A 14,369-nucleotide genomic window follows, 5' to 3' on the forward strand; every position below is an offset into this window, starting at 1 on the left:
ACAAAACAGTCGATACGGGCCACGCGCCCGCCGGCATGACGGCTCCGGCCGGGATCGTCCCGTTCGGAGGCGGCTCGTGCCGGGCCTCGCCCTGCCCCTCCGGGTGCGGGGCGTCGCGATATCGGGGAAGCCGGTCGATGCAGTTGGTCGAACGTCAGAGCCCTCGCAGCACCTACGCTGCCGAGACCGACGAGTGGGACGCGTTCCGGCTGGAAATCCGGGAGGCCTTTGCGTCGATGCGGCGCCATGCCTTCGCGATCACGCTGTGCGTCCTCGGGGCCGTGGCGTTGGCGACGCCGGTCATCGCGCTGCGCACCCCGAACTATCTCGGTACGGCCCAGGTTCTGCTCGACCCGCGCGGGCTGAACGTCGTCAGCAACGAACTCGTGCCGCAGCCGCCCTCGGCCGACGTGAACGACGCGGTTATCGAGACCCAGTCACGCTTCCTGCATTTCGACGCGGTGTTGCAGGACGTCGTGAAGCGCCTGCACCTCACCGAGGATCCGGCCTACATGGCGCGGCCCGGCCTCGTCGGCCGGCTCAAGGCGATGGTCGGTCTGTCCAGCACCGGCCCGGAGGCCGACCCGGTCGATGTCGCCAGCAAGATCCTCGGCAAGCAGACCACCTTCCAGCGCGAGGGCAAGAGCTTCGTCGTGAACCTGACGGTGCGCGCCGACGACCCGGTGAAGGCGTCCCGCCTCGCCGGGGCCATCGGCCAAGCCTTCGTGGACGATGCCGAGCGCCGCCGGAAGGACGTGGTGATCAAGGCCCGCGACGCCATCGGCGCGACCCTCAAGGGTCAGGGCGAGCATGTCATCGCCGCCGAGCAAGCCGTCGAGGCCTACAAGCGCGAGATTGGCGTGGTCGATCAGGACGGGCGCGTCCTCAACGCGGCGCGCATCGCCGAGCTGAACTCGCAACTCCTCGCCGCGAAGGCGCAGACCCGCGCCGTCTCCTCGCGGGTGGCCGCCCTCGAAGGCCGCAGCGCCACGCCCTCCGACGGCGCGGGCGCCGACACGGTGGAATCCACCACCCTCTCGCAGCTTCGCCTGAACCTCGCCGAGGTCGTGCGCCAGCAGGACAACCTGCGCGCCACGCTCGGGCCCCGCCATCCGGCGGCGGTGGAGGTCGATGCGCAGGTCCGCAGTCTGCGCGCCGCCATCTCCCGCGAGACCGGGCGCCTGCAATCTTCGCTGCGCGCCGACCTCGCCGCCGCCCGAACCCGCGAGGCGTCTCTGGAGCGCGACCTCGCCCGCGCCGAATCCGACACGTCGCGGACCAACACCGCCCTCGTCACCCTACGCCAGTTGGAGCGCGAGGCCCTGGCCCAGCGCTCGGTCTACGAGAAGACCCTGTCGCGGGAGCGCGAACTCCTCGAACAGGAGAGCGTCGGCACCGCGAACGTCTCGCTGGTCGGCACGTCGAAACCCGATCCGCAATCGGCCGACCTGTCGCCGGCCCTGGTCGTCGCGGCTGCCGGGCTCCTCGGGCTCCTCGGCGGTGCCGGCGGCGCGATCCTGTTCGACCGGCGCGGCGGGCGCATCCATTCGGCGGAACGGCTCACGGCGCGCACCGGCATCCCGGTTCTGGGCACGCTGCCCCTGTCGCGCAAGCGCCTGCGGGAGGCGACCGAGACCGTCGCGGTGCTGGCCGGCTCGCGCGGGTCGCCCTCGGCGCGGATCCTCACCCGCCTCGCGGATTACCTCGACGAAGCCGCCGAGCACGGGCAGGTCCGCCTGCTCATCGTCTCCGCCTCGGACGGGCCGATCTCGACCATCATCGCGCAGAACCTCGTCCTGGCGCAGGCCGCGCGCGGGCGCCGAGCCCTCCTGGTCGATGGTGACGACCGCTCCGGCCGGCTCACCTGGATGATCCCGCGCGATCCGCAATCGGGCGTCGTGTCCTGCACCGTGGAGGGCTATCCGCCCTTCTGCGCCACGGCGGCGAGCGAGCGGGTGAGCCCGGACACCGTACCGGATCGCGACGAAGGCTACGATTGCGTCGTCATCGACGGCGGCGAGGGCCAGGACGAGACGCGCCTGCGCCGCTCGGCGGCGACCGCCACGGCCATCGTGATCGTGGCCGAGGCCGGCGTCGCCACCGCCGACCGGGTCGAGGACTTGCGCGCGGCGCTGCTATCGAGCGCCGACAAGATCGCGGGCGCGCTGTTCGTGGTCTCGGGCGCCGATCCGGTGGTGCCGGCCCCGGCCCGCTCGCGGCCCCTGCCCCAGCGCTTCGCCCTGGCCGGCGAGAAGGGGGCGCTGGCGTGAGCGCGCGTTTCCGGTGACGACAGCGCTCCCGAGTCTGACGCAGGCGCAGGGCCTCGCGGCCCTCGCCGAGACGCGTGCCGCGGCCCCACGGCCACGGCGCGCGCCCTGGTTCCTGCGGGCCCTGCCCGCCGCCCTGTATCTCGCCTTCCTGGCCTACATGTTCATCGGCGTGATGCCGATGTCCGATGCCAGCGCCATCACCTCCGGCGACGGCAATTCCACCGAACGACTCGCCGTGCTGGCGATGACCGGCCTCGCGCTGTTCGAGATCGTGCGGCGGCGGCGGGTCGTGCTGCCCCTCGTGATGCGCTCCTGGCCGGTCTGGCTGGTGCTCGGCTGGTTCTGCGCCAGCGTCACCTGGGCCGCCTTCCCGGACATCGCCGTGCGGCGTGTCATGGTGATGGTGTTCCTCTGCCTCATCACCCTCGCCATCGCGGCGGGGATCGGCCCCCTGCGCCGCACGCTCGGCCTGATGGCGGGGATCCTCGTGGTGGTGATCGCGGGTGATCTCGCCGTCACCGCCCTTAACCCGGCCTTCGCCTTCACCGAGATCGGCGTGCGCGGCTACCACCAGCAGAAGAACGTCGCGGGCCTCGTGGCGATGCTTGCGGTGATCGTTAGCGTCGGGTGGGCGCTGGCGCGGCCGACGCCGCGCCGGATCCTGGCCGGCTTCGCGTTCTTCGTGGCCGCCTTCGGCTTCCTCATGCTCACCAAGAGCAAGACCTCGATGATGCTGGCGCTGCTCGGCGTCGGCCTTCTGCCGTGCATGCTGGTGCTGCGGCGCCTGGGCCCCGCCGCCGCCCTGTTCCTGACGCTGGCGGGCGTGGGAACGGTCGGCGTGACCTATCTCGGCGTCACGGCCTTCGGCGGCGATTTCATCGGCCTGCTCACCCCCGGCAACGATTCGAGCTTCACCGGCCGCACCCAGATCTGGGATTTCGCGGCCTCGGAGATCGCGCGCCGGCCCTGGACCGGCTATGGGTTTGGTTCATTCTGGGACGTCGGCGACGCCAACGATCCCCTGCTGCGCGCGCCACCCGGCTCCTGGCTCGCCACCCTGAAGATCGGAGAGCGGGCCGACGTGGTCATCAACGAGGCGCATAACGGCTACCTCGATCTGCGGCTTCAGGGCGGGGCTCCCGCGCTGATCTTCGCCGTGCTGGCGCAGGTCTTGACCATCCTGGCGCTCGCCAAGAAGCTGTTCTCACGCACCATCCAGCGCGCCGACGCGGTGGCGGCGGCGACGTTCCTCGTCATCGCCCTGGTGGTGCTCGTGCACAACGCCACGGAATCGAGCCTGTGGATGCGCGGGCAGGTGCTCGCCAACGTCTCCATCCTCATCAGTCTGCTGGCCTTCCGGCGGGAGCCTACATGACGATCCGCCGGATCGGCGGCTGGATCGGAGCGGGGCTCGCCGACGCGGCGGGCCGGCTCGTCATCCTGTCCGCCACGACCGCCTTCCTCGCCCGCCTGCTCCCGCCGGGGGATTTCGGCGCGACCGCGCTGACGCTCTCCATCGTCACCGCCTTCTCCATGGCGGTGGGCACGCCCTACGAGGAGGCGCTGACCCAGGCGAAGGTGGTGCGCCGGGCGGATCTCGGCGCGGTGCTCGGTCTCTCGACCGTGGCCGCCCTCGTCTTCCTCGCCCTCTGCGTGCCGGTGGGCCTGCTCCTCGATTACATCTACGGACGCGAGGATCTGCACCTGCTCCTGCCCGGAACGGGTGTCCTCCTGCTGGCGCAGGGGCCGATGACGATGGCGACCGCCGTCGCGCGGCGGCGGAAGGCGTTCTACGTCATCAACGCGTCGAGCATCGTCGGCCATGTGGCGGGTGCCCTCGTGGCCATCGGCCTCGGCATCGCCGGGGCCGGGATCTGGGCGCTGGTGAGCCTGCGCATCGTCCTCGTCTTCGCGACGGCGGCGAGCCTGTTCTGGATGCTCGGCCTGAGGGTCGCCCCGTCCTGGTCGTGGGGACGCCTGCGCCGCTTCAACCGCTTCGCCGGGCTGGTCCTGGCCTCGCGCCTCGTCGAGAACGCGACCTACGTCGTCTACAACACCCTCACGGGCGCGCTGTTCGGGTTGACGGTCCTCGGCTACCTCAACATCGCCATGCGGCTCATCGAGCCGGTGCGCGGCGCCATCGTCGCGGTGACGCACAACCTCTGCTTCCCACATTTCCGTGGCAACGCCCTGTCGCGGGACAATGTCGGCGAGGCGGCGGCGGAGGTGGCGCGCGAGACCTCGGCCTTCGTCGCGCCGACCATGATGGGCCTTGCCGCCGTCAGCCCCCTCGTCGTGCCGCTCATGGCCGGGCCGGGCTGGACCATGGCCGAGCCCATCGCGGCGGCGCTGGCGGCCGGGGGTCTCCTCGCCCTGCCCTCGCAGGTGGTGCAGACCGCCCTCTCCGCGAGCGGGCGCCCGCAGAGCGTGCTCCTGTCCTACGTCGTCGCCCTCGTGACCCTGGCCGCCACCCTCGTCGCGACCACGGGGATGCACCCCGCCACGATCGGCCTCGCGCGGCTCGCGGGCGATTTCGCGCTCACCGTCACCACGGTCCTCGTCAACGGGCCGCGCATCGGCCTCTCGCCCTGGCCGCTGCTGCGGCGTCTCTCGGGGGTGTGGCTCGCGGCGGCCACGATGGCAGTGATCGTCGCGTGGCTCGGCATCCGGCTGGCGGACTCGCAGGGTCAGGTGGTCGCCCTCCTCATCGCCATCCCCGCCGGAGTGGTCATCTATATTCCGCTGCTGTTCCTCATCAGCCGCGCGAGCTTCGACTCCCTCGTGGAGCGGATCCGCCCCCTGCTCGGGCGGACGAACCTGGCCGGCGCGCGATGACCGGGCCGGTCCTCGTCACCGGCGCGGGCGGCTTCATCGGCCGGGCCACGATCGCCCGGCTCAAGGAGATGGGCGTGCAGGTTCGCGCCGGGCTCCATCGCCTGCCCGACGGCCGCAGCCCCGCCGAGGGCACCGTGCGCTGCGACCTCGACGATCCCCGCAGCCTCGACGCCGCCCTGGCGGGTGCGTCGTCCGTCGTCCATGCGGGCGGGCGTTCGGCCGTCGCCATGCCGGACCAGTTGCGCGCGCTCCTCGCCGCCGCCGACCGGGCGGGGGTGGACCGCATCGTCCATCTCAGCTCCATCGCGGTCTATGGCCCCGAGGAAGGCCGGATCGGCGAGCCCGACGCCCCCCCGGCCACGGCCGCGCCGGACGATCCCTACTGCACCGCCAAGCGCGCCTGCGAGACGATGCTCCGCACCTGGGTCGCGGCGCGGCCGGGGCGTCGGGTGGCGATCCTGCGGCCGGGCATCGTCTACGGGCGCGGCAGCGACCTCTGGGTCGAGCGGCCCGCCGCCGCCCTACGCGCCGGCGTGCTCGGCCCCCTTGGCCCGCGCGGACAGGGCGTGGCGGCGCTGATCCACGTCTCCGACGTCGCGGAAGCCATCCGCTGCGCGCTCGCCGCGCTGAACGGGCCGGGTAAGGGCCTCATCGCCGCCAACCTCGTCGGCCCCGATACGCCCACCTGGAACGCCTATTTCGCGATGCTCGCCGGGCCGAAGCCCGCGCGGCCACTGTCGCCGGGGCGGCTCGCTCTGCTGCGGGCCCTCGCCCTGCCGGCCAAGGCCCTCGCGCGGCTGCGGGTGCCCGTGCCCCGCGCCCTGCGCCTCGTCCCCGCCTCCGGGGAGCTTCGCCTGTTCGCCCGCGCGGCGCAGTACGACACCGCCCGCGCCCGCACCGAACTGGGCTTCCGCCCCGCGATCCGTCTGTCCGACGGATTGGGGGAAGCCCTCGGCCCGATCCCTGCTGCGAGCGCCGGGAGCGGCGCCTCGCTGCCCCGGAACGGGACGGATCGTACTGTTTCAGGACACGAGTAGCGTGAGCGAGGGACGAGCCATGGCCACCACCGCCGAACCTGCCTTCTTCCCGTCGGAAGCCAGCCCGCGCGCAGACTTCCTCGACTTGCCCTTCGACAGGCTCGACCTCGACGGCGCGCTGAACACCCTCCTCGCCGTGCCGGCGAACCAGAGCTTCCGCTACCTCGTGACGCCGAACGTCGATCACATGGTGCGGATCACCGAGGACCCGGAGGTCGCCCGCCTCTACCGGGAGGCGTGGCTGTGCATCAACGACAGCCGCGTGCTGGCCCTGCTCGCCAAGACCTGCGGCACCGACCTGCCCCCCGTGCCGGGCTCGGACCTCGTGGCCGCCCTCCTCACCCATCCCAAGCTGACGGCGGATTCGCGTATCCTCATCGTCGGCGGCGGTGACGGGCTCGCGGAATCGGTGGCCGATCTCTGCGGGCTGACGCGGGTCGAGCAGATTCGCCCACCCATGGGCTTGCGCACGGACCCCGCCAAGCTCGCGGCCACCGTCGAGGCCATCGAGGCGCGGCCGGCGCGGTTCGTCGTGCTGGCGGTCGGCTCGCCGCAGCAGGAGCTTCTGGCCAACGCGCTGGCCCGGCGCGGCATCGCCAAGGGCGTCGGCCTCTGCATCGGCGCCGGTCTGGAATTCCTCGTCGGCGACCGCGCCCGCGCCCCGGCGATCCTGCGGACGCTCAACCTCGAATGGCTTTTCCGCCTCGCCTGCGAGCCCCGGCGGCTCGGCCGCCGCTACCTGATCGACGGCCCGCAGATCTTCCGGCGCGTCTGGGAGTACCGGCGCCGGGCGCGCTGAGCCCTCAGCCCCGCGCGATGGCCTTGCCCACGATGGAGCGTCGCGCGTCCCAGGAGAGCGGGATGGTCGACTGGATGCCGAGGCCGTAGCGGCCCGGCCGGACCTCCGGGATGCCGCCGCCCTCGGACCAGACGGTCTCGCACAGGCTCTCCTCCGCCCCGGCATGGCCGGAGGCGGCGAGGCCGAGCACGTGCTCGCAATAGACGCCGTAGAGGATGTATTCGGAGAAATCGCTCGTGGCGGCCAGGGCCTCGATGGGGTCGCGCCCGGTGACGGTGCCGATCCGCTCCAGCAGGCCGCGCACGTTGGCGCGCCGCCACGTCACGAACTGATCGATGTAGTCGGCCCCGTGATAATCCGTCGGCGGCAGCCCGAGCAGGGTCGAGGCCGCGCGATGCCAGGGTGCGTGCATGGCATCGTCCGCCGCGCCGGGGAAGCGGGCGAGGCGCAGAAACCCGTCCTGGCTCAGCGCCCCGGCGGGCAGCGGGCGCACGAAGGCGGTGTCGCTGTCGAGGTGGAGCACCGTGTCCGTCGCCGCCCCGGCGGCGGCGTTGAGCTTCATGATCTGCTGGGCGATCCAGCCCCGCACCGGCCGCCCCTTGAACGAGACGTAGACGTTGCGCCGGGGCAGACGCAGGCGCCGCCGCCATTCCGGCCCCGGCAGGGGAAGCTTTCGCAGCCAACCGGGCAGCAGCTCCTCCTGCGGGACGAGCGCCCGGCGCCCGCCGGCCAGCGGCCGGAACAGGGGCATGTCCGCCGCCGGCACGGCGAGGAGATGCGCCGCCCCGGCGGGGGCGAAGCGGTCGGCCGTCTCGCAGAGCAGGCGGCAGCAATCGAGATCGCCCGAGAAGGACAGGGTGATCAGGGTCGGGGGGCTTGGAACGTCCACGGGTCGCGTCCTCCTGCGGGTCGTCAGACCGCCCAATCCATCGGCCGCATCGCCCCGGGCGCGGACGAAACCGGCGCCGGGCGCGGGAAGCGTTCGGGGTGCTGCAGCATCTCGGTGACTTCGGTGATGTGGACCGCGAGATCCGCGTCCATCCGCCCCGGCACGCCGGAGGCGATGGCATCCGCGAAGTCCCGGATGCCGCGCATGAAATCCATCGGCGGGCGCCCGCGCCCGGCCCGGAACGGCACCGGGCGGGCGGGCGGCACCACCTTGCCCCGCCGCAGCGGCAGGCGCCGTTCGAGGAAGCGGTCGAGCCGGCTCGTCGCCGTGCGCTTCAGCCGGACCGGGCCGGCGAAATCCCACGGTTCCTCGACCTGCAACACCCCCCGGTCGCCGACGATCCGCAGGCGATGGTCGTAGGGCGCGACGATGGAGTTCGTGACCCGCGCGACGATGCCGCCGTCGAACTCCAAGAGACCGCAGGAGAAGTCCGGCGCCGGATGCACCGGCTGGTCGCATTCCTTGTCCGGGATCAGCAGGGAGGCGTGAGCCGTCACCCGCCGCACGGGCCCGAACATCGCGACGAGCAGCGTCACGACGTAGCCCGCATGCTCGAAGGTGCAGCCGGTCTCGAACTCGCCCTCCGCCGGCCAGCGCCGTCCGCTGCGGCTGATCCAGTTCCGGTAATCGGCCTTGTGGACCATGCCGTCGTCGAGTTCGGCATAGACGAGCCGCACCCGCCCGACCGCGCCCTGGCGTACCGCGCGCCACAGGGTCTGCGCCTGCTCTCCCAGGATGTTGCTCGGCGCGGCGGCGAGGCGCACGCCGGCCGCCGCCGCCGCGTCGTTCAGGCTGCGCGCCTCGGTCAGCGTCAGGCCGAGGGGCTTCTCCGAATAGACGTGCCGCCCCGCCGCGATGGAGGCGCGGGTGACGGGGGCGTGGTTCTCCGGATCGGTGAGGTTCACCACGACCACGCCCGGCTCGGCCAGGAGGTCGGCGAGCGACCCGTAGGCCCTGTCGCCCCAGGTGCGCGCGAAGGCCGCGAGTCGTTCCGGGTCGCGGTCGTAGACGCCGATCAGATCCAGCCCGTTCGCGTGCAGATCGAGGCACTGCCGATACATATCGGCGACATAGCCGCAGCCGACGAACGCGATTCTTGTCCGCCCGCCGCCGTCTATAGCATTTCGTTTACCATTGTCGGAGAAATTAACGCGCAAATGCGGTATTGATCTCACGATATCAGATGCCGACTTTACTTCCGGCTGGAATAAGTCGCAACGGCGTACAAATTATAACCCGCCGGTTATCTATTAATGAACTTCGCAGGGAGCATCGGAGACGGTATGCCCGGAACCGAGCCGGTCGCGGTCAGCGTGGTCATCCCCACCCTGAATCGTCATAAGGCGCTCGAGCGCGCCCTGGGATGCATCCTCGCGCAGCGCCTGCCGCCGGAGACGGGGGCCGAGATCGTCGTGGTGGACAACTCCCCCGACGGCAATGCCCGCACCCTCATCGAACGCCTCGCCGAGGGCGCACCCATGCCGGTGCGCTACGTCTCGGTGCCCCAGCCCGGCATCGCCACGGCGCGCAACGCCGGGGTCGCGGCGGCGCGGGGCGAATGGATCGCCTTCATCGACGACGACGAGACCGGCGGCCCGCATTGGCTGGCGGCGCTCCTCGCGGTCGCCCGCCGGGGCGGCTACGACGCGGTGTTCGGCCCCGTCAGCGCGCTCGCCGACGACGACCGCGAGATCGGCGCCTTCGCCGCCTATTTCGCGCGGGGCGTCACCGCCGAGGACGGCGGTGACGTCACCCACCGCGCCGCCTATCTCGGCACGAACAACTCGCTCTTCGCGGCCTCGGTCTGCGCGATCCCGGGCGGGCCGTTCGAGGAGCGCCTGAACAGCATCGGCGGCGAGGACAGCCTGTTCCTCCAGCGCCTCGTCCACGAGGGCCGGCGCTTCGGCTGGGCCGCCGCCGCCGAGGTGACGGAATGGGTGCCCCCGCGCCGGCTCGACTGGGCCTATGTCCGCCGCCGCCGCTTCCTCAGCGGCCAGATCCGTACCTTCGTGCATGAGATGGCCTCCCCCCGCCGCCGCCTGGAGGTGGCGCGGTGGATGCTGGTCGGCGTCGCGCAGACCATCATCTCCGGGGTGCTGTCGCTGCTCCTGAAGCCGATCAACCCGCCCGCCGCGCGCCATCACGGGATCGCGGCCTGCGGCGGCCTCGGCAAGGTGTTCTGGATGACCCGCTTCCGGGGATCGCTCTACGGGTCCGGGCTCGTCTCGTGAGGCCGAGCCGCCGGGCGCTGCTCGCGGGCGCCGGGGCGACGATCTGGGCCGGCCCATCCCACGCGGGCGAGCCGCTGAGCGTGCGGGTCCGCAACGGCGCCGAGCCGGTGCCGGTGAGCCCGCTGATCTACGGCTCCGGCGAGATCGGCACCCTCGACGGCGGCCCGCCCTCGGCGGAACTCGACCGGGCGGCCGGCGTCACACTCCGCCGCTTCGGGGGCAACTTCGCCACGAGCTACAACTGGACCAACAATGCCTGCAACGCCGGCAAGGATTGGCAGCAGGCGAACGGCGATTTCCTGAGCCAGAGCCTCGGCCTGCCGCCCGCCGAGCGCGGCGTGCCCGGCGCGGTGATCGCGGCGATGCACGGCGCCTCGCTGGCGATGGGCGCGCGAAGCATCGTCACCCTGCCGCTCGCGGGCTTCGTCGCGGCCGACAAGGACGGCCCCGTCCCGGCCGACCGAGCCGCCCCCTCCCCGCGCTTCGTGCCGGTCTCGTGGGAGGGACGGCGCGGCGCCTCCGCGCTCGTGGACCCGCGCGTCGCGGACATCCCGCACCTCCTGGCGCGGCTCGTCGCCCGCTACGGCCCCGCCTCCGGCGCCACGGGCATCCGCGGCTACATCCTCGACAACGAGCCCGGCCTCTGGGCGACGCAGCACCCGCGCATCGTGCGGGCGCCCGTGCGGATCGCGGATTTGCTCGCCCGGTCGATCAAGGCGGCGCGGGCGATCAAGGCCATCGATCCCGACGCATGGGTGATCGGCCCGGCAAGCTGGGGCGCCACGGGGATGGTGAGCCTGCAGAACGCCCCCGATTGGAACGCCTACCGCCACCACGGCAGCTTCCTGGCCGCGTATCTCGACGCCTTTCGCCTCGCCTCCGAGCGCGAGGGCAAGCGCCTGCTCGATGCCCTCGACGTCCATTGGTACCCGTTCAGCGAGCGGGGCACCCTGTTCCGCACGCAGGATCCGGCCCTGGCCGGGCCGCTGCTCGACGCGCCGCGCTCCCTCACCGAGGCGGGTTTTCGCGAGGCGAGCTGGGTCTCGCAGGCGCTGCCCGTATCGAACGAGGGCGGCCTCGCCCTGCCGCTGCTGCCGAGCCTCGAACGGCTGACGGCGGCGAACTTCCCCGGCACCCGCACCGCCGTGACGGAGTACAATTACGGCGGCGCGGGGCAACTCGCCTCCGGCCTCGCCCTGGCCGACGCCCTCGCGCGGTTCGCCCGGCCCGAGGTGCTGCTCACAGCCCATTGGGGGTCCCTCGCCGGCTGGCTGGGGACGGCCTTCCGGCTCTATCGCAACTACGACGGCCGAGAAGGCCGCTTCCCCGACAACGCCCTGCCCGTCGAGGCCGCGCGGCCCGATGGCCTCACCGTGCGGGCCGGCACCGACGGGGCGAGGCTGCACCTCGTGGCGATCAACCGCGCGGCCGAGACGCGGATAGTGGAGATCGCCCTCGAGCGACCACTGCCGGCCTCGCGTCTCACAAGCTACGGTTTCGATGCCCGCCATCCCGAGATGAGCGCGATGGGCGCACCCGAGCCGGTCTCCGGTGGCACGCTACGCCTGATGCTGCCGGCGCGTTCGGCCCGGCATTGCGTGGTTGCGCCCAATTGAATGGAGAGCGGTTGCCGTTGTGCCGGGCACGGAGTCCGTCTACACAGGTCGGATGACGGTGCCCCGAGAGGGGTGAAAAGGGAACGCGGTGAGGGCCTGCCCGAACCCGCGGCTGCCCCCGCAACTGTAAGCGGCGAGCGCCTGCCAACAGCCACCGGAGCGATCCGGGAAGGCGGCGGGCGCGCCGAGCCGCGAGCCAGGAGACCTGCCGTCATCCCGACTTTTCGCAACGCCGCCGGTGGGGCGGCTGGAGAGCCCAGATGACGACCACGACGCAGTCCTCGTCCTTTGCCCCCGTCGCCACCCGCGCCAACGAGCGCCTGATGGCGGCTGCGCTTGCGGCATTCCTCGGCCTCGGCCTCGTGTTCATGGCGGGCTTCTCGCCGGCCATCGCGCTCCACAACGCGGCGCACGATTTCCGGCACGCCCAGAACTTCCCCTGCCACTGACGCGATCGCGCCAGGAATGATCCTTCGCCTTCTGTCGGCGGCGCTGGCCGCCGGCTTCCTCGCGGCTGTCGTCGCCACGGGGCTGCAACTCGCCTTGACCTCGCCCCTCATCCTTGAGGCGGAGAAGTACGAGCAGCGGGAGCCCAGCCGCGCGGCGCAGGCCCTTCCCCCCTCCCTCCTTGCCCCGGCCCTGCCGATCGTGCTCGCCCATGCGGGCCACGACCACGCGGCGCCCGATGCGGCGCCGGAGTGGCAGCCCGCGCCCGGCTTTCAGCGCATGGCCTTCACCGGCCTCGCGACCCTCGTCGGCGGCGTGGGCTACGCCCTGATGCTCGGCGCGGTGCTGATCGCCTGCGGCCGGGAGCCGACGCTGCAGACCGGACTCGCCTTCGCGCTAGCCGGCTTCGCCAGCGTCTCCCTGGCGCCCTCCCTCGGCCTGCCGCCGGAACTGCCGGGGCAGGAGGCGGCGCCGCTGCTGGCCCGTCAGGCGTGGTGGGTGATGACCGCCGCCGCGACGGCGATGGGCCTCTACCTCATCGGCGTGCGCCGCTCGTTCATCGCCATCCTGGGCGGGCTCGTGCTGATCGCCGGACCCCACATCGCCGGAGCGCCGCCGCCGCCCGACAGCGCGTCGGAAGTGCCGGCCGCCCTCGCGGCGCAGTTCGCCGCCCGATCCCTCGCCATCGGCGCGGTGTTCTGGGCCATGATCGGCCTCGGCTTCGGCTGGGCGTGGCAGAATGTCGGCTCGGCGAGGCACCGTCATGCCTGAGCCCGTCACGATCCTCTACGTCTGCACCACCTGCAAGCGCGAGGGCGACGACCCGGAGGGCCCCCGCGCCGGGGCACGCCTCCATGCCGAATTGGCACGTCGGGCCGAGGGCCTGCGCGTCGAGCCGGTGGAATGCCTCTCGGTCTGCAAGCGGCCCTGCACGGTGGCCGTCGCGTCGCCCAACCGCTGGACCTACGTCTACGGCGACCTCGACGCGGAGGCCGCCGCGACCACCATCCTCAACGGCCTCAAAGCGTATGACGGCACCCCGGACGGGATCGTCCCCTGGCGGGAGCGCCCGAAGGAATTCCGCTCGGGCGTGATCGCCCGCATCCCGCCGTTTCCCCCTCTGCCCCCCATCCCCGAGGCCGCCGAATGACCATCGTCGCGAAGATCCCCTGCACGATCGTCACCGGCTTCCTCGGCGCCGGCAAGACGACCCTCGTCCGCCACGTCGTGGAGAATGCGAAGGGCCGCAAGCTCGCGATCCTCGTCAACGAGTTCGGCGATGTCGGCTTCGACCGCTCGTTCCTCGCCGCCTGCGGCATCGAGGGCTGCACCGAGGAGTCCATCGTGGAGCTTCCGAACGGCTGCATCTGCTGCACCGTCGCGGACGATTTCGTGCCGGCGCTGGAAACCCTGCTCTCTCGCGCCGAGCCGCCGGAGCATATCCTGATCGAGACCTCCGGCCTCGCCCTGCCGAAGCCCCTCGTCCAGGCGTTCCAATGGCCGGCGATCCGCTCGCGCGTGACCGTCGACGGCGTGGTGGCGGTAGTGGACGGCCCGGCGATCGCGACCGGCGCCTTCGCCGAGGACCCGGAGGCGCTGGCGGCCCAGCGCGCGGCCGACACCTCCGTCGATCACGACAACCCGCTGGAAGAGGTGTTCGAGGACCAGCTCCTCTGCGCCGACCTCGTGGTGCTCAACAAGACCGACCTGATGGATGCCGACGGCCTCGCCAAGGTGCGGGCCGAGGTGCAGGGCCACCTGCCCCGCGCCGTGAAGGTGGTGGAGACCGCCAACGGCGTCATCGACCCGCGCGTGCTGCTCGGCCTCGGCGCGGCCGCCGAGGACGACCTCGCCAACCGCCCCTCGCATCACGGCGAGGGCGAGGACCACGACCACGACGACTTCGAGACCGTGGCGCTGCCCGTCCGCGCCGCCGTGACGGCGGGCGACCTCGCCGCCCGCGTCGAGAAGGCGGCCGAGACCGAGGGCGTGCTGCGCATCAAGGGCTTCGTGGAAGTCGAGGGCAAGCCGATGCGCCTCGTGGTGCAGGGCGTGGGCCGCCGGGTGTCGCACCATTTCGACCGGCCGTGGCGCGCGGGCGAGGCCCGTGACGGGCGCCTCGTGGTGATCGGCCTGAAGGGCTTCGACCAGAACGCCGTCGCCAGCGCCCTGGCGGGATAAGCCG

Annotated in this window: 13 protein-coding genes and 1 riboswitch; of the genes, 11 read left to right on the forward strand and 2 right to left on the reverse strand. The window is 72.3% G+C overall.

Annotated elements, in window-relative coordinates; all coding sequences use genetic code 11:
• Nucleotides 1–137: 137 nt before the first annotated feature.
• Genes AAHF99_RS10410 through AAHF99_RS10430 form a run of 5 tightly spaced genes read left to right on the forward strand, consistent with a single transcriptional unit; the run spans nt 138 to nt 6,941 of the window.
• Nucleotides 138–2,270: an exopolysaccharide transport family protein gene (locus AAHF99_RS10410; RefSeq protein WP_342164188.1), complete on the forward strand. Its 2,133-nt coding sequence runs from the start codon at nt 138–140 to the stop codon at nt 2,268–2,270.
• A 13-nt stretch (nt 2,271–2,283) separates the two neighbouring features.
• Entirely contained in the window at nt 2,284–3,645 is a 1,362-nt protein-coding gene (locus AAHF99_RS10415; protein WP_342164190.1) for an O-antigen ligase family protein, read from the forward strand.
• Entirely contained in the window at nt 3,642–5,105 is a 1,464-nt protein-coding gene (locus tag AAHF99_RS10420) for an oligosaccharide flippase family protein (protein WP_342164191.1), read from the forward strand. Before AAHF99_RS10415 ends, AAHF99_RS10420 begins: the two co-directional genes overlap by 4 nt.
• Complete coding sequence (locus tag AAHF99_RS10425; protein WP_342164193.1) at nt 5,102–6,142, forward strand: NAD-dependent epimerase/dehydratase family protein; 1,041 nt, start codon at nt 5,102–5,104, stop codon at nt 6,140–6,142. Before AAHF99_RS10420 ends, AAHF99_RS10425 begins: the two co-directional genes overlap by 4 nt.
• A 1-nt stretch (nt 6,143) precedes the next feature.
• Nucleotides 6,144–6,941, forward strand: coding sequence for a WecB/TagA/CpsF family glycosyltransferase (locus tag AAHF99_RS10430; RefSeq protein WP_342164195.1), 798 nt, complete (start codon nt 6,144–6,146; stop codon nt 6,939–6,941).
• Nucleotides 6,942–6,945: 4 nt separating this feature from the next.
• Here the strand turns inward: AAHF99_RS10430 and AAHF99_RS10435 are convergent, their stop codons facing one another.
• Both AAHF99_RS10435 and AAHF99_RS10440 read right to left on the reverse strand, forming a co-directional pair.
• Nucleotides 6,946–7,830: a DUF6492 family protein gene (locus AAHF99_RS10435; RefSeq protein ID WP_342164196.1), complete on the reverse strand. Its 885-nt coding sequence runs from the start codon at nt 7,828–7,830 to the stop codon at nt 6,946–6,948.
• Nucleotides 7,831–7,853: 23 nt separating this feature from the next.
• Nucleotides 7,854–9,047: a Gfo/Idh/MocA family protein gene (locus AAHF99_RS10440; RefSeq protein ID WP_342164197.1), complete on the reverse strand. Its 1,194-nt coding sequence runs from the start codon at nt 9,045–9,047 to the stop codon at nt 7,854–7,856.
• Between the two features lie 126 nt (nt 9,048–9,173).
• Here AAHF99_RS10440 and AAHF99_RS10445 point away from each other — a divergent pair, with 126 nt between their 5' ends.
• The 6 genes from AAHF99_RS10445 (at nt 9,174) to cobW (ending at nt 14,365) form a co-directional block, all read left to right on the forward strand.
• On the forward strand, nt 9,174–10,121 hold the full coding sequence (locus AAHF99_RS10445) for a glycosyltransferase family 2 protein (RefSeq protein WP_342164198.1): 948 nt from the start codon (nt 9,174–9,176) through the stop codon (nt 10,119–10,121).
• The gene (locus AAHF99_RS10450) at nt 10,118–11,737 is read left to right on the forward strand and encodes a glycoside hydrolase family 44 protein (protein WP_342164199.1); all 1,620 of its coding nucleotides are present in this window, start codon (nt 10,118–10,120) and stop codon (nt 11,735–11,737) included. The genes AAHF99_RS10445 and AAHF99_RS10450 overlap by 4 nt, the downstream gene beginning before the upstream one ends.
• A 39-nt stretch (nt 11,738–11,776) precedes the next feature.
• Nucleotides 11,777–11,964, forward strand: a riboswitch (cobalamin riboswitch).
• A gap of 33 nt (nt 11,965–11,997) precedes the next feature.
• The gene (locus AAHF99_RS10455) at nt 11,998–12,186 is read left to right on the forward strand and encodes a CbtB domain-containing protein (RefSeq protein WP_243954908.1); all 189 of its coding nucleotides are present in this window, start codon (nt 11,998–12,000) and stop codon (nt 12,184–12,186) included.
• Nucleotides 12,187–12,202: 16 nt separating this feature from the next.
• Nucleotides 12,203–12,955: a CbtA family protein gene (locus AAHF99_RS10460; RefSeq protein WP_342164200.1), complete on the forward strand. Its 753-nt coding sequence runs from the start codon at nt 12,203–12,205 to the stop codon at nt 12,953–12,955.
• Nucleotides 12,948–13,334 carry a DUF1636 domain-containing protein gene (locus AAHF99_RS10465; protein ID WP_342164201.1) on the forward strand — a complete coding sequence of 129 codons (387 nt, stop codon included), beginning with the start codon at nt 12,948–12,950 and terminating at the stop codon, nt 13,332–13,334. The genes AAHF99_RS10460 and AAHF99_RS10465 overlap by 8 nt, the downstream gene beginning before the upstream one ends.
• Nucleotides 13,331–14,365 (forward strand): cobalamin biosynthesis protein CobW, encoded by a 1,035-nt coding sequence (gene cobW, locus AAHF99_RS10470; protein ID WP_342164202.1) that lies wholly within the window; start codon nt 13,331–13,333, stop codon nt 14,363–14,365. The genes AAHF99_RS10465 and cobW overlap by 4 nt, the downstream gene beginning before the upstream one ends.
• The last annotated feature ends 4 nt before the right edge of the window (nt 14,366–14,369 follow it).

The sequence above is a fragment of the Methylobacterium litchii genome (assembly GCF_038442315.1).
Lineage (GTDB): Bacteria > Pseudomonadota > Alphaproteobacteria > Rhizobiales > Beijerinckiaceae > Methylobacterium > Methylobacterium litchii.